This is a genomic window from Amycolatopsis sp. ATCC 39116 (assembly GCF_000231075.2).
Classification (GTDB): Bacteria; Actinomycetota; Actinomycetes; order Mycobacteriales; family Pseudonocardiaceae; genus Amycolatopsis_E; species Amycolatopsis_E tucumanensis.
In genome coordinates this window covers 59,619-72,354 of sequence record NZ_AFWY03000023.1, presented here as the reverse complement: position 1 = coordinate 72,354, position 12,736 = coordinate 59,619, and the positions used below count along the sequence as shown (strand labels likewise).

At 72.0% G+C, this 12,736-nt stretch carries 13 protein-coding genes and 1 tRNA gene; 8 read left to right on the top strand and 6 right to left on the bottom strand.

The window, feature by feature from the left end; all coding sequences use genetic code 11:
* The first annotated feature begins 69 nt into the window (after positions 1-69).
* Both AMY39116_RS0322935 and AMY39116_RS43445 read left to right on the top strand, forming a co-directional pair.
* The gene (locus tag AMY39116_RS0322935; RefSeq protein WP_020419971.1) at positions 70-669 is read left to right on the top strand and encodes a PadR family transcriptional regulator; all 600 of its coding nucleotides are present in this window, start codon (positions 70-72) and stop codon (positions 667-669) included.
* 41 nt (positions 670-710) lie between these two features.
* A complete protein-coding gene (locus AMY39116_RS43445; RefSeq protein ID WP_020419970.1) occupies positions 711-1,889 on the top strand; it encodes an NAD(P)/FAD-dependent oxidoreductase in 1,179 nt (392 codons plus the stop codon).
* Between the two features lie 11 nt (positions 1,890-1,900).
* Here AMY39116_RS43445 and AMY39116_RS0322925 read toward each other — a convergent pair whose 3' ends face one another.
* The gene (locus AMY39116_RS0322925) at positions 1,901-2,866 is read right to left on the bottom strand and encodes a helix-turn-helix domain-containing protein (RefSeq protein ID WP_020419969.1); all 966 of its coding nucleotides are present in this window, start codon (positions 2,864-2,866) and stop codon (positions 1,901-1,903) included.
* 90 nt (positions 2,867-2,956) lie between these two features.
* Here AMY39116_RS0322925 and AMY39116_RS0322920 point away from each other — a divergent pair, with 90 nt between their 5' ends.
* Together AMY39116_RS0322920 and AMY39116_RS0322915 are read left to right on the top strand one after the other, a co-directional pair.
* Positions 2,957-3,649, top strand: a complete 693-nt coding sequence (locus AMY39116_RS0322920; RefSeq protein WP_020419968.1) for a DJ-1/PfpI family protein — start codon at positions 2,957-2,959, stop codon at positions 3,647-3,649.
* A 434-nt stretch (positions 3,650-4,083) separates the two neighbouring features.
* Positions 4,084-4,157: transfer RNA gene (locus tag AMY39116_RS0322915), tRNA-Pro, on the top strand.
* A 418-nt stretch (positions 4,158-4,575) separates the two neighbouring features.
* Here the strand turns inward: AMY39116_RS0322915 and AMY39116_RS0322910 are convergent.
* Entirely contained in the window at positions 4,576-4,953 is a 378-nt protein-coding gene (locus AMY39116_RS0322910) for a tyrosine-type recombinase/integrase (protein WP_020419967.1), read from the bottom strand.
* A 26-nt stretch (positions 4,954-4,979) separates the two neighbouring features.
* On the opposite strand from AMY39116_RS0322910, the gene AMY39116_RS43440 reads away from it, so the two are divergent.
* Positions 4,980-5,483 (top strand): phospholipase D-like domain-containing protein, encoded by a 504-nt coding sequence (locus AMY39116_RS43440; RefSeq protein WP_051123586.1) that lies wholly within the window; start codon positions 4,980-4,982, stop codon positions 5,481-5,483.
* Positions 5,484-5,516: 33 nt separating this feature from the next.
* On the opposite strand, the gene AMY39116_RS0322900 is transcribed toward AMY39116_RS43440, so the two are convergent.
* Positions 5,517-6,587, bottom strand: a complete 1,071-nt coding sequence (locus AMY39116_RS0322900; RefSeq protein ID WP_084506137.1) for a pyridoxamine 5'-phosphate oxidase family protein — start codon at positions 6,585-6,587, stop codon at positions 5,517-5,519.
* 67 nt (positions 6,588-6,654) lie between these two features.
* Here AMY39116_RS0322900 and AMY39116_RS0322895 point away from each other — a divergent pair, with 67 nt between their 5' ends.
* Positions 6,655-7,305 (top strand): TetR/AcrR family transcriptional regulator, encoded by a 651-nt coding sequence (locus AMY39116_RS0322895; RefSeq protein WP_027936156.1) that lies wholly within the window; start codon positions 6,655-6,657, stop codon positions 7,303-7,305.
* On the opposite strand, the gene AMY39116_RS0322890 is transcribed toward AMY39116_RS0322895, so the two are convergent.
* Positions 7,287-7,637, bottom strand: coding sequence for a helix-turn-helix transcriptional regulator (locus tag AMY39116_RS0322890; RefSeq protein ID WP_020419963.1), 351 nt, complete (start codon positions 7,635-7,637; stop codon positions 7,287-7,289). The two genes, AMY39116_RS0322895 and AMY39116_RS0322890, sit on opposite strands and share 19 nt — an antisense overlap.
* Positions 7,638-7,676: 39 nt before the next feature.
* Here AMY39116_RS0322890 and AMY39116_RS0322885 point away from each other — a divergent pair, with 39 nt between their 5' ends.
* Complete coding sequence (locus AMY39116_RS0322885; RefSeq protein ID WP_051123585.1) at positions 7,677-9,062, top strand: MFS transporter; 1,386 nt, start codon at positions 7,677-7,679, stop codon at positions 9,060-9,062.
* Here the strand turns inward: AMY39116_RS0322885 and AMY39116_RS0322880 are convergent.
* Positions 9,038-9,973: a helix-turn-helix domain-containing protein gene (locus AMY39116_RS0322880; RefSeq protein WP_020419961.1), complete on the bottom strand. Its 936-nt coding sequence runs from the start codon at positions 9,971-9,973 to the stop codon at positions 9,038-9,040. The genes AMY39116_RS0322885 and AMY39116_RS0322880 overlap by 25 nt on opposite strands.
* A gap of 101 nt (positions 9,974-10,074) precedes the next feature.
* Between AMY39116_RS0322880 and AMY39116_RS0322875 the strand changes: the two genes are divergently transcribed.
* Entirely contained in the window at positions 10,075-11,094 is a 1,020-nt protein-coding gene (locus AMY39116_RS0322875; protein WP_020419960.1) for a trans-acting enoyl reductase family protein, read from the top strand.
* Here AMY39116_RS0322875 and betA read toward each other — a convergent pair.
* Positions 11,073-12,731, bottom strand: a complete 1,659-nt coding sequence (gene betA, locus AMY39116_RS0322870) for a choline dehydrogenase (RefSeq protein ID WP_020419959.1) — start codon at positions 12,729-12,731, stop codon at positions 11,073-11,075. The two genes, AMY39116_RS0322875 and betA, sit on opposite strands and share 22 nt — an antisense overlap.
* Positions 12,732-12,736: the final 5 nt, after the last annotated feature.

Sequence of the window (12,736 nt, the reverse complement as noted above, 5' to 3'; positions counted from 1 at the left end):
CCCACATCGGCGTTGATCGGGTATAGTGCGTGAAGCACTAGTGCCTCACGCACTAAGGGGGAGACATCCATGCCCAGCCGTCGGACGACCGCGCGCGACCTGGTCGCGGTGGCGGCGCTCGCGCTGCTCACCGAAGGCCCCACGCACCCGTACGACATGCTGCGCACCATCCGGGAACGGCGGTGGGACTTCCTGTCCGGGCTGCCCCGCGGGCTCTACCACGCGGTCGACCGGCTGACCGGCGCCGGCTGGGCCGAGCCCGTGGAGACCGTGCGGGACGGGCAGCGCCCGGAGCGGACCGTCCTGCGGATCACCGAGGAGGGCGAGCGGGAGCTGCGCGACTGGGTGCGCGACCTGCTGGCCGACGCGCGCAGCGCGGACGCCTTCGCCGCCGCCCTCACCTGCTGCTACGTGCTGGAGGCGCCGGACCGGCTGGCGGGTCTGGAGTTCCGCGCCGCGCGCCTGGCCGGCCGGGTCGCGGAACTGGACGCCCAGCTGTCCCGGGTCCGGGACCGGCTGCCACGCGCGGTGCTCCTGGACGACGAGTACCGGCGGGCGCTGTGCCACGCCGAGCTGGTGTGGGTCGAGTCGCTGGTCGCCGACCTCACCTCCGGCGCCCTGAACTGGGATTTCCTCGCCGAGGAGGAAGGAGAGCGCCCGACGACCTGAGGCCGTACGCCACCCGAGCACGTTCTCGAAGGAGCCATGCCATGAGCTGCCGCGTGATCATCGTCGGCGCTGGCCTGGGCGGGCTGACCCTCGCGCAGAGCCTGCACGCCGCCGGCATCGACGTCGCCGTGTACGAGCGCGACCCGCACCCGTTCGCCCGCGGTCAGGGTTACCGGATCCACCTCGATCCGGAGGCCGACCACCTGCTGCGGGACTGCCTGCCCCGGCCGGTGCACCGCCTGTACCGGGAGACCAGCGGACTGCCCGGCGGCCCGCCGCTGCTGATGACCGAACAGCTCGTCGCGCTCGACGATGCCGGCTACCAGGAGCGCTACCAGGAACCGGTCACCGACGACGCCGTGGTCGACCGGCTCACCTTCCGCCAAGTGCTGACCGCCGGGCTCGGCCGGATCATCCACTACGGCAAGGCCTTCACCTCCTACGAGCTCCTCGAGGCCGGGGTGCGGGCGCACTTCGCGGACGGCTCGGCCGCCGAGGGCGACGTGCTGGTCGGGGCGGACGGCGCGAACTCGGCCGTGCGCGGCCGGCTGCTCCCCGACGCGCCCGTGTTCGACAGTGGTCTGCGGCTGATCTACGGCAAGACACCGCTCACCGCCGCCCGCCGTTCCGCCCTGCCGGACGCGATGGCAGGCGGGTTCGCCATCGTCGCCGGGCCGGAGAGCCGCAGCATGGCCTTGGGGTGGCAGGAATTCCGCGACGACCCGGACCGGGTGGCCGCGCGGCTGGGGTTCGACGTGCGGTTCCGGGACACCGGGAACTACCTGATGTGGGGACTGACCGCGCCGGCCGGGCACCTGCCGGACGACCTGGCCAGGGCGGACGGCGAGACCCTGCTCGCCGTCGCGCGCGAGCAGAGCCGGGACTGGCACCCGGTGCTCGGTGAGATCATCGCGGGCGTCTCGGTGCCGTCGCTGGTTTTCCTGCCCCTGCGGACGTCCCTTCCACGCGACTGCTGGCCGGCCGGACCGGTGTCCCTGCTCGGCGACGCCGCGCACGCGATGTTCCCCGCCGGCAGTGGCACGCTGGCAGCGCTGCGGGACGCGAGCCTGCTGTTGACGGCGTTGCGGGATGCGAGTGGCTCCGTGGCCGACGCGCTCGACGAGTACCAGCGTGGGTTGTCGGCACACGCCTGGGCGGAGGTCCGCGAGTCGTACCGGATGGCGGAACGTCTGGGCGGGCGTCCCTGGCCGGGGAACTGACGTAGCGGGTCTCAGGCGGCTCCGGCCCGCCGGTGCACCCGGCGGTACGCCGATGGAGGTGTCCCGCACAGCTCCACGAACGCCTGCCGCAGCGTCTCGGCCGAGCTGAACCCGCACCGCCGTGCGACGGCGGTCAGCGGCAGGTCGGTGGTGGCCAGCAACTGGGACGCGGCCTCGGTCCGCGTCCGTCTGACGAACCGGCCCGGCGGCGTCCCGAGGTGCTCCTGGAACAACCTCGTCAGCTGCCGTTCGCTCAACCCTGCCCGCTCCGCCAGCGTCCGGGTCGACAAATCGCCGTCCGGGTGCGCGGTGATGTGGGCCGCCAGGTCGGCCACCAGGCGGTGCTCGGGCGGCGGCGCGGCGAGGAACATGCTCACCTGCGCCTGGTTGCCCGGCCGCTGCAGGTACGTCACCAGTCCGCGCGCCACCTCGCGCGCCAGGCTGGGCCCGTGATCGGCCTCGACGAACGACAGGGTGAGGTCCAGGCCGCTCGTCACGCCCGCCGCGGTGTGCACGTTGCCGTCCTGGATGAACAGCGGCGCCGGGTCGATGGTGACGTCCGGGTACTGCCGGGCGAGCATGCCGGCCCACATCCAGTGCGTGGTCGCGCGCCGTCCGTTGAGCAGGCCCGCCGCGGCGAGCACCGAGGTTCCCGTGCAGACCGACGCGACGCGCCTGGCCGTCGCGGCGACCCGGCGCACGTGGGTGGTCAGCTTGACGTCCGCGGCGGCTTTCGCGTGCCCCGTGCCGCCCGCGACGATCAGGGTGTCGACCGGGCCGCGGAGCCGGTCGAGCCGGGCCTGGGCGGCCAGTGTGAGGGTGTTCTGGCAGCGGATCGGGCGGCCGTCGAGGCTGGCCAGGGTGACGTCGTAGGCCGGGGTGGCGCCGTAGCGGTTGGCGGCGTCGAGGACGTCCGCCGGGCACGCGATGTCCAGCAGAGCGGCTTCCTCGTACCCGACGATGACCATCCGGCGCATGGCGCAAGGGTAGCCGTCCGTGCGACGACGATCCCAGGTTTTCGGACATCCGGGGCCGATCGGGCCGTCGCGCAGGCCAGGCTGCGGTGCATGAAGACGATCGCTTTCCTGCTGTACCCCGGGCTCACGCCCCTCGACCTGATCGGCCCGCTCCAGGTCCTGGCGTCGTTGCGGCAGGCCGACCCGTCGTTCGAGACCGCGGTGGTGGCCGAGACGCTGGAACCGGTCGCCACGGACGCGGTCGTGTCGCTGGGCGCGGACCGCACTTTTGATGACGTGCCGGCGCCGTACGCCCTGGTGGTGCCCGGTGGGCAGGCCGGCACGCTGCGGGCGCTGACGAACGAGCGGCTGCTGGAGTACGTCCGCTCGGCGATTGCGCAGGCGACCGTGACGGCGTCGGTCTGCACGGGCGCGCTGATCCTGGGCGCGGCCGGCCTGTTGGAGGGCCGGGAGGCCACCACGCACTGGTCGTTCCTGGAGGCGCTGCGCGAGTTCGGCGCGACGCCCGTGAAGCGCCGCTGGGTCGACGAGGGCGCGGTACTGACCGCGGCGGGCGTCTCCGCGGGTATCGACATGGCCCTGCACCTGGCGTCGCGCTTCAGCAACGAGGACGTCGCGAAGATCCTGCAGTTCGGAGTCGAGTACGACCCCGAGCCGCCCTTCGGGCCGCTCGACTGGTCGGCCGCGCCGAGGGAGCTGTTCACGGGCCTGGCGGCGACCTGGGTGCAGGAGGCGTTGGCCGAGGCGCCGGATCTCCAGAAGCGGCTGGCCGCGCACGTCTGAGGCGCTGGTTTCCGCCGGGCGGGCGGGGCCGCGGGTCCTCCCGGGTCCGTCCGCGGCCGGGGCGGCCCTCGGGGCGTGGGAGAAGTCGTGGGCGCGGCCGTGCACGAGTGGGGACGCGGGATTGTTCACGGCCGGGGCGGCCCTCGGGGCGTGGGACACGTCGTGGGGTGCGGCCGTGCACGAGCGGGGACGCGGGCTCGCTCACGGCCCGGGCGGCTCTCGGGGTGTGGGACCGTCCCTGGGGCGCGGCCGGGACGTAGGTTCGTCCACGGTTCGGGGCACTGGCCGCCCTCGGCTGGGGGGACGTGGGACCGTCCTGGGGGTGCGGTCCCACGGATCCTCGCAGGCCAGCGACTTGAGGGCACCCCGCTACCGGGCTGTGTGCGGTCCGTAATAAGCTATCCCCCGTCGCCGCCCCTCGGGGAGACGATGGCCGGGCTGTGGCGCAGTTTGGTAGCGCACTTGACTGGGGGTCAAGGGGTCGCAGGTTCAAATCCTGTCAGCCCGACGGTCTGTGGGAGCCCGCTGGCTCTGGGTGGAAGCCCAGGTCAGCGGGCTTTTTCGTGTTTCCATCGTGGTCGCTCAGCCTCGTCGATTTCAAGATCAACAGGCGCGTGCAGGAGCGATTCTGGAGTGGATCATGCTTCCTGCGGCAAATGGGGTCGCCTAACCGCTCCTGCTCGGCCGCTCTTTGACCAACTGACCTGAACCTGCTCGAAGCGCCCGAAACCCGATTCGGCTCCGTGCCGGCAGCGGTCGGATCGGCGCCGTTGCGCCCGGCTGACGGGCTAGCTGGGCGGTTGGGACCGGTTGGCGGTGGTTCGGGTGCGATCCGGCCGTGTGGCGACGCCTACGACGCTCGACGAGATCCGGATATGACGGTGGCCCGCTGCCGGACGGGCAGCGGGCCACGTGTCGTCCGGGTGTCAGGCGGCGAGCAACAGTGGTTGCGTGATCACCGGCCCGTGCTGGTCGTGCACGGTGGCGATGGCGTCGTGCCAGCGGCGTTCCAGGCTGTCCAGCAGGCGGGCCTCGACTTCGGCGGCGACGTGGGAGTAGACGTCGCGGATCTCGTCGGGAATCCGGTGCCCCAGCCGCCGTGACTGTGCGACCTCGGGGATGCCGTCGGCGATCATCCAGGTTTTGTGGCTATGCCGGAGGTCGTGGAAGCGCAGTCCGGGCAGGATCGGCTGCACGCGCACCTCCGGCCGCAGCCGCTGGAGATTCCCGTCCGTGGCGGACCGCATCGCGCGCCGGGAGAAGTTCGACCGCCGCAGCAGCTGGTGTCCAGCGCTGACGAACACGTGCGGCCACCGGCGACTACGCGCACGTGACGCGGACGGGGATGCGGGGCGGCTCGGTGACGGCCTACTTCCACCCCTTCGCCGAGCGCGACCCGATCGTCGAGTTCCTCGCCGTGGCTGGGTGCCGCACGCCGACGACCATCCGCATCGGGATGTCCGAATGGGACGTCTACCGGATCGGGATCGCCGAGCGGCTCGCGGAACTGGCCGGCCGGGGCTGCCGGGTCGACATCGTGCACGGCCTGCTCGACGACGAGGTCCGCGCGGTGCTGGAGTCGCATCCGAACATCACGCTGCGCGCTCTCGACGGCGGCACGGCGGGCCGCATCCACTCGAAGTACCTGCTGCTGGAGGGCGACTACGGTGCCGACCGGCACGCCCGCTGGGTGCTGACCGGCAGCCCGAACTTCAACCAGACCTCCCTGCGTCGCAACGACGAAGCGATGATCAAGACGAACGTCGGCTCTCTGTACGACCAGTACGAGGCCAACTTTGCGACGATGTGGAACGCGGCCGACGACGCTCCGTGACCCGGCGCGGCCGACGACGGTCCGTGACCCGGCTCAGCGGGGCGGCTCTTCGTAGCCCTCTTTCCGCAGGCCCGAGCGGTAGGTGCGGTCCATCACCCGACGCAGCAGCCGGTTCGCGCCCGGGACCGCCTTGAGCAGGAAGGCGCCGCCCGCGGCCGTCGCCGAGTACGCGGCTACGTGTTTTCCCGCCACGGCAAGGAGATCCGGCACCGGGTCACGGTCGGCGCCGGGATTCCACGGCTGCGAATGCACCACGGCGTCGTTGACGGCGATCGACGCGTCCTCGACAGTGATGAGCAGCGCCGCGTGCGGCGGCTTCCCGCGCAGAGCCAAAGGCTCCAGATGTGCCGGGTCGACGGTGATCGCGCCCCGCCCGCGGACGTGCAGCACCTCGTCCCGGCCCGGGACGAGCGCGGCGAACGACAGCCGGTCGTCCTGCAGCAGGTTGTGCAGCGTGTCGGCGCGCTTGTTGCCCTTCCGGTCCGGGATGACGAGCGTGCGGCCGTCCACGATCCGCGCCACCGCCTCCCGGTCCCCGCGCGGGCTCGTGTCGCTCCCGCCGGAGGAGTCCCAAGTGGACAGCGCGAGGAACGGGGCCGCGGCGAGGAACTCGGCGATCCCGGCCTGGCACAGTGGACCCTCACCTCCGGGTGCGGCGGCCTGCCCGGCCGGATCGCGGGGCTGCCACAGCCGGGACCGGAGGATGGCCTGCGCGCAGTGGACGTAGGCCTCCGTGACGTCGGCGAAGACCCGCTCGCCCTTCCGCTTGACCACGGAACCGTTGATGCGCAACACCTCCCCGACACCCGGCAGGAGGAAGAAGAACGAGACCGCACCCCGCGCGTCGTCGTCCAGGGTGAACGAGAACCGGGTGGCCGAGTGGACGCGGACGAACCCCGGCGCGCCGCCGAGGAACGTCGTCCGGCTCGCGCCGCCGGCGTCCCGATAGCCGACGGCCGCGATCGGCGAGCGGGCCAGGACGGCCCGGCAGCCCTCGTCGAGGACGGAGATCTGCTTGAGCGTGATCATCGGCGCCGGGCGCCCGACGATGGACTCGACCTCGTCCACAGTGGTGAGCTGGTGTGGTGCGTCAGCGCAGGTCATGCCACTATTGTGAGCAATAGCTCAGCTTTTTGGCTACTCGCTTTTCCCGCCACGAGGAGGATGTGCGATGCCGTCGGACGACCGTCGCCTTCAAGCACGTCGCAAGCCCCGGCAGGTGCGCGCGGAGCTCACCCGCGAGCGCATCCTCACCGCCGCTGCTCACGTTTTCGCCGAGCACGGCTACGCCGCCGGCACCACCAACCGCATCGCCGAGCGCGCCGCCGTCTCGATCGGCTCGCTGTACCAGTACTTTCCGAACAAGGACGCCATCCTCGCGGAGCTGCTGGTGCGGCACATCGACCGCGGCCGGTGGACGCCCGCCGACCAGCTCGACCTGTCACCGGGCAGCCTGGAGGAGCTGGTCCGGGCCCTGGTGCGGGACGCGATCGACAACCACCGCGACGATCCCCAGCTGCTGCGGATCATGATCGAGCAGGCGCCGGTTTCGCGGGAACTCCTCGACACGATCGACCGGCACGGGAAGATGCGCGTCGGTCAAGTGCGCAACCTGCTCGCCCGGCACCCCGATGTGGGTGTGCGGGACCTGGACACCGCCGCGGAGCTGATCGTGTTCACCGTGGAGACGAACACCCACCGGGCGATGGCCGATCCGCGGACCATCGGGACCGAGGCGCTGGAGAACGAGCTGGTCGCCATGGTGACCCGGTACCTGCGCGGGGACCGCCCCGCGCGGGGCGGTCAGGCGGACGCGCGCTGACGGCCCGCCTCTCGGCGGGCGGACTCGATGATCGTGTCCAGCAGGCCGGGGAAGGCGCGCTCCAGGTCGGCCCGGCGGAGCTCGTTCAGCTTCACCGTGCCCTGGTAGTGCTGCCGGATGATCCCGGCCTGCCGCAGGACCTTGAAGTGGTGCGTGCTGGTCGACCGGGTGACGTTGATGTCGAACGTGCCGCACGCCATGTCCTCGCCCGAATCGGCGAGTTGCCGCACGATGCTGCGCCGCACCGGGTCGGTCAGCGCGTCGAGCACGCCCTGCAGCGTGATGTCCTCCGCGGCGGGGTGGTCGTTGATCCGGTCCGTCACGGCACCCATATTACGATGATCGTCGAAGTTTGACCACCATGAAGTTTGATGGCTATCGTACTTACCGTGCGTGACTCCTCCGGGCTGAAACTCGCCGCGCTCGCCACCGGCTTCGTCATGGCCTCGCTCGACGTGACCGTCGTCAACGTCGCCGGCACCGCGATCCAGCAGCAGCTCGGCGCCTCGCTGTCCGAACTCACCTGGATCGTCGACGGCTACGTGCTGGTGTTCGCCTCGCTGCTGATGCTCGCGGGTGGCCTGGCGAACCGCTTCGGCGCGCGGGCCGTCTACCTGGCCGGGATGGCGGTCTTCTTCGCGGCCTCACTCGCCTGCGCGCTCGCGCCCACGGCCGGGGTGCTCATCGCCGCGCGACTCGTCCAGGGCATGGGCGCCGCGTTGTTCATGCCGAGTTCCCTGTCCCTGCTGGTGTTCTCGTTCCCCGACAAGCGCCGGCGCACCCGCATGCTCGGGCTCTGGTCGGCGATCGTCGCCACCTCGGCCGCGCTCGGGCCGACCCTCGGCGGGCTCTTGGTAAGCGCTTTCAGCTGGCCCAGCATCTTCCTGCTCAACCTGCCCATCGGCGTTGCCGGCATCCTGCTGACCCGGCGCTGCATCCCAGCGGTCGACGGGCGCCGCGTCCGGTTGGGCGTGCCCGGGCACGCCCTGTGGATCGCGGCGCTCGCCGCGCTGAGCTTCGCGCTCATCGAAGGTCCGCGGCTGGGCTGGCTGGCGCACCCGGTGCTGGCCGCGTACGTGGTGCTGGGCCTCGCCGCCGCCGCGCTCGTCGCCCGCGAACGGCGGGCCGAGAACCTGGTCATGCCCTGGAACCTGTTCCGCGGCGCGGGTTTCACCGGCGCGAACCTGGTCGGGTTCCTGTTCAACTTCGCCGTCTACGGCGGCATGTTCATGCTCAGCCTGTACTTCCAGCACGCCCGCGACGCCGGTCCGCTCCTCGCCGGGCTGGAGCTGTTGCCGATGACGATCTGGTTCCCGCTGGGCAACCTGGTCTACTCGCGCATCGCGGGCCGGATCCCGAACGGGGTGCTGCTGACGGTCTTCCTGCTCGTCGCCGGCATCGCGTCGCTCGCCATGGTCGGCATGTCGACCGAGACGCCGTACTGGGTCCTGGCCGTCGCCGTGGCGGTGGCCAACGTCGGCGCGGGCATCATCTCGCCCGGGATGACCGCCGCGCTGGTCGAGTTCGCCGGAGTCGCGCACGCGAACGTGGCCGGCGCCGTGCTCAACGCCAACCGCCAGATCGGCACGCTGGTGGGCGTCGCGGCGATGAGTGTCGTGCTCGGCGCCGTCACGGACTGGGGCCGCGGCGCCGGCCTGTCCTTCCTGCTCCTCGGCGTCGCCTACCTCGCGGGCGCGGCCGGCGCGTGGTGGCTGATCGCCAGGTCCGAGCTTCAGGTCCGGAACGTGCGGCGGTAGGTGTCCGGCGGCACCCCGACCGCGCGGTGGAAGTGGCGCCGCAGCGTCGTCGCGGTGCCCATGCCCGCGGCGGCGGCGATCGCGTCGATGCTGTCGTCCGTGCTCTCCAGCAGCTCCTGCGCGCGGCGGATCCGTTGCGCCAGCAGCCACCGCAGCGGGGTGGTGCCGGTGATGGCGCGGAAGTGCCTGGCCAAGTGCCGTGAGCTCAGGTTCGCCTGGCGCGCCAGGTCCTCCACCGTCAACGGCTGGTCCAGCCGCCGCATCACCCACGGCAGCAGCTCGGCCAGCGGATGGCCGTCGTCCTCCGGCACCGGCGTGCTGACGAACTGCGCCTGCCCGCCTTCCCGGTGCGGCGGCACGACCAGGCGGCGGGCGACCACGTTCGCGATCGCCGAGCCGTGGTCGAGACGCACCAGGTGCAGGCACAGGTCCATGGCCGCCGCCTTGCCCGCGGACGTGAGCACGCGGCCGTTGTCCACGTAGAGGACGTCCGGGTCCACGGTCACCCGGGGGTAGCGCGCGGCGAGTTCGTCCGTGTGCGCCCAGTGGGTGGTCGCACGCAGCCCGTCCAGCAGGCCGGCGGCCGCGAGCACGAACGCGCCGGTGCACAGTGACACCACCCGCGCGCCCGACTCGTGAGCCGCGCGCACCGCGTCGACCAGGTCGGCGGGCGGGTCTTCGTCGACGTCGGCCAGCGCGGGGACGATCACGGTGTCCGCCTCGGCCAGCCGGTCGAAACCACCGTCCGGCTCGACCCGGAACCGGCCGGCCCGCACTGGGCGCGCGCCGCACACGCTGAGGTCGTACCAGGGGACGCGCACGGCGTCCGGCGGCGAGCCGAAGACCTCGCAGGCCAGCGCCAGTTCGAAGTGCAGCATGCCGTCGGTGGTGGCGACGGCGACGGAGTTCATGTCCGAAAGTGTACGGGTCGTGTCGTTCCGGACACTGGGCAGCGGGGGCCCGGCCGGACAGGATTGCCGCAGTGGATCACTTCGAGCACGTGGGAGCAGGCATGGGACGGGTTGCGGTGTACGGGGCGTACGGACACACCGGGCGGTTCGTGGTCGCGGAGTTGCGCGAGCGCGGGCACGTCCCGCTGCTGCTGGGCCGCGACCGGGAGAAGCTCCTGGCGGTGGCGCAGCCGGACCTCGAAGTGCGGCCGGCGGCCGTCGACGACCCGGCCGCACTGGACCGCGCCCTCGCCGGGGCGGACGCCGTGATCAACTGCGCCGGGCCCTTCGCGACGACCGCCGCCCCGCTGATCGAGGCGGCGTTGCGGGCGGGCGTCCCGTACGTCGACGTGGCCGCCGAGATCGAGGCGAACGCCGACACCTTCGCCCACTTCGCGGAGCGGGCCGGGGAGAACGTGGTCGTCCCGGCGATGGCGTTCTTCGGCGGCCTCGGCGACCTGCTGGTCACCGCCGCCATGGGGGACTGGACGGCGGCCGACGAGGTGCACCTCGCCTACGGCCTGAGCAGCTGGCACCCCACCGCCGGGACGCTCGCGGCGGGGGCCGTGTCGCGGCAGCGGCGGGACGACCGCCGCGTCCGCTACACCGGCGGACGGCTGGAGTACCACGACGACGCCCTGCCGACGCTGGAGTGGGAGTTCCCCGCGCCGCTCGGGTCGCAGGACGTCATCGGGGAGTTCAGCATGGCCGACATCGTCACCGTCCCCACCCACCTGGACGTGCCCGAGGTGCGCACCTACATGACGGCCAAGGCGGCGGCGGACCTGGCCGCGCCCGGCACCGCGGCCCCGGCCGCCGTCGACGAGCGGGGCCGCTCGGCACAGACCTTCGTCGTCGACGTCGTGGTCCGCCGCGGCCCCGAGGAGCGCCGGATCTCCGCCGCCGGGCGGGACATCTACGCGATCAGCGCGCCGCTCGCGGTGGAGGCCGTCGCCCGGATCCTGAGTGGACGGACCCGGGCGACGGGCGTGGTGTCCGCGGGTGCGGCGTTCGACGCGCCGGACTTCCTGCGCGCGCTGGCGCCGCACCTGTCGGTGTCTCAGCCGGCGTTGTGCCGGTAGAACGGCTCCTTGATCGGCGCCAACGGGGTGTTGCCGAGGATCAGGTCCGCCGCCTTCTCCGCGGTCATGATCACCGGCGCGTAGATGTTGCCGTTGGTGATGTAAGGCATCACCGACGCGTCCACCACCCGCAGGCCCTCCGTGCCGTGCACACGCATCGACCCGGGGTCCACAACGGACATCTCGTCGACGCCCATCTTCGCCGTGCAGGACGGGTGCAGCGCGGTCTCCGCGTCCTTCGCCACCCAGTCCAGGATCTGCTCGTCGGTCTCCACGCCGGGGCCGGGGGAGATCTCGCCGCCGTTGTAGCGGTCCAGCGCGGGCTGGTTGAGGATCTTGCGGGCCACCCGCACGGCCTCCACCCACTCGCGCCGGTCGTTCTCGGTGGACAGGTAGTTGAACCGCAGCGCCGGGTGCCGCCGCGGGTCCGTCGACGTGATCTTCACGCTGCCGCGGGTGTCGGCGTACATCGGTCCGACGTGGACCTGGTAGCCGTGCCCGCCGGCGGGTACCGACCCGTCGTAGCGGATCGCGATCGGCAGGAAGTGGAACATCAGGTTCGGGTAGGCCACGGTGTCGTTGCTGCGCACGAAACCGCCGCCCTCGAAGTGGTTCGTGGCGCCCGGGCCGGACCGCAGGAACAGCCACTGCGCGCCGATCAGTGGGCGCTTCCACGTCGCCAGGTGCGGCTGCATCGACACCGGCTCCTTGCAGGCGTACTGGATGTACACCTCGAGGTGGTCCTGCAGGTTCTCACCCACGCCGGGCAGGTCGTGGACCACGTCGATGCCGAGCCGGCGCAGCTCGGCCGCGTTGCCCACGCCCGACAGTTGCAGCAGTTGCGGCGTGTTGATCGCCCCGCCGCACAGCACGACCTCCTTGCCGTACACCTCGCGCGGCGCGCTCCGCCCGGTCGAGTACTCGACCCCGACTGCGCGGTTGCCGCGGAACAGGACCTGCGAGACGAACGCGCGGGTCTGCACGGTCAGGTTCTTCCGGTGCCGCACCGGGTGCAGGTAGGCGCGGGCGGCGGAGAGCCTGCGGCCGCGGCGCACGTTCCGGTCGAAGGGCGCGAACCCCTCCTGCCGGTAGCCGTTCACGTCGTCCGTGCGCGGGTACCCGGCCTGTTCCGCGGCCTCGAAGAACGCCTGGAACAACGGGTTCGACGCCGGTCCGCGCTCCAGTTCCAGCGGGCCGTCGTGCCCGCGCCAGCGCCCGTCCGGCGGGTCGGCCAGGCAGTTCTCCATGCGCTGGAAGTAGGGCAGGCAGTGCGCGTAGTCCCAGCCGGACATGCCGGGGTCGGCGGCCCAGCGTTCGTAGTCCATCGGGTTGCCCCGCTGGAAGATCATGCCGTTGATGCTGCTCGACCCGCCGAGGATCTTGCCGCGCGCGTGGTAGATGCGCCGCCGGTTCATGAACGGCTCCGGCTCGCTGCGGTAGCCCCAGTCGTAGAAGCGGCTGCCGATCGGGAAGGTCAGCGCGGCGGGCATGTGCACGAACACGTCCCACTTGGCGTCCGACCGGCCCGCCTCCAGCACCAGCACCTTCACCTTCGGATCGGCCGACAGCCGGTTGGCCAGCACGCAGCCGGCCGAGCCGCCGCCGACGATGATGAAGTCGTAGTTCTCGGTGCTCACGTTCG

What these genes read in the sequence shown, in the direction of transcription:
- AMY39116_RS0322875 (WP_020419960.1), top strand. Translation starts at nt 10,075, where the DNA reads ATGGGACGGGTTGCGGTGTACGGGGCGTACGGACACACCGGGCGGTTC.
- AMY39116_RS0322895 (WP_027936156.1), top strand. Translation starts at nt 6,655, where the DNA reads ATGCCGTCGGACGACCGTCGCCTTCAAGCACGTCGCAAGCCCCGGCAG.
- AMY39116_RS43445 (WP_020419970.1), top strand. Translation starts at nt 711, where the DNA reads ATGAGCTGCCGCGTGATCATCGTCGGCGCTGGCCTGGGCGGGCTGACC.
- AMY39116_RS0322880 (WP_020419961.1), bottom strand. Translation starts at nt 9,973, where the DNA reads ATGAACTCCGTCGCCGTCGCCACCACCGACGGCATGCTGCACTTCGAA.
- AMY39116_RS0322900 (WP_084506137.1), bottom strand. Translation starts at nt 6,587, where the DNA reads ATGACCTGCGCTGACGCACCACACCAGCTCACCACTGTGGACGAGGTC.
- AMY39116_RS0322890 (WP_020419963.1), bottom strand. Translation starts at nt 7,637, where the DNA reads ATGGGTGCCGTGACGGACCGGATCAACGACCACCCCGCCGCGGAGGAC.
- AMY39116_RS0322885 (WP_051123585.1), top strand. Translation starts at nt 7,677, where the DNA reads ATGGCTATCGTACTTACCGTGCGTGACTCCTCCGGGCTGAAACTCGCC.
- AMY39116_RS0322920 (WP_020419968.1), top strand. Translation starts at nt 2,957, where the DNA reads ATGAAGACGATCGCTTTCCTGCTGTACCCCGGGCTCACGCCCCTCGAC.
- AMY39116_RS0322935 (WP_020419971.1), top strand. Translation starts at nt 70, where the DNA reads ATGCCCAGCCGTCGGACGACCGCGCGCGACCTGGTCGCGGTGGCGGCG.
- AMY39116_RS0322925 (WP_020419969.1), bottom strand. Translation starts at nt 2,866, where the DNA reads ATGCGCCGGATGGTCATCGTCGGGTACGAGGAAGCCGCTCTGCTGGAC.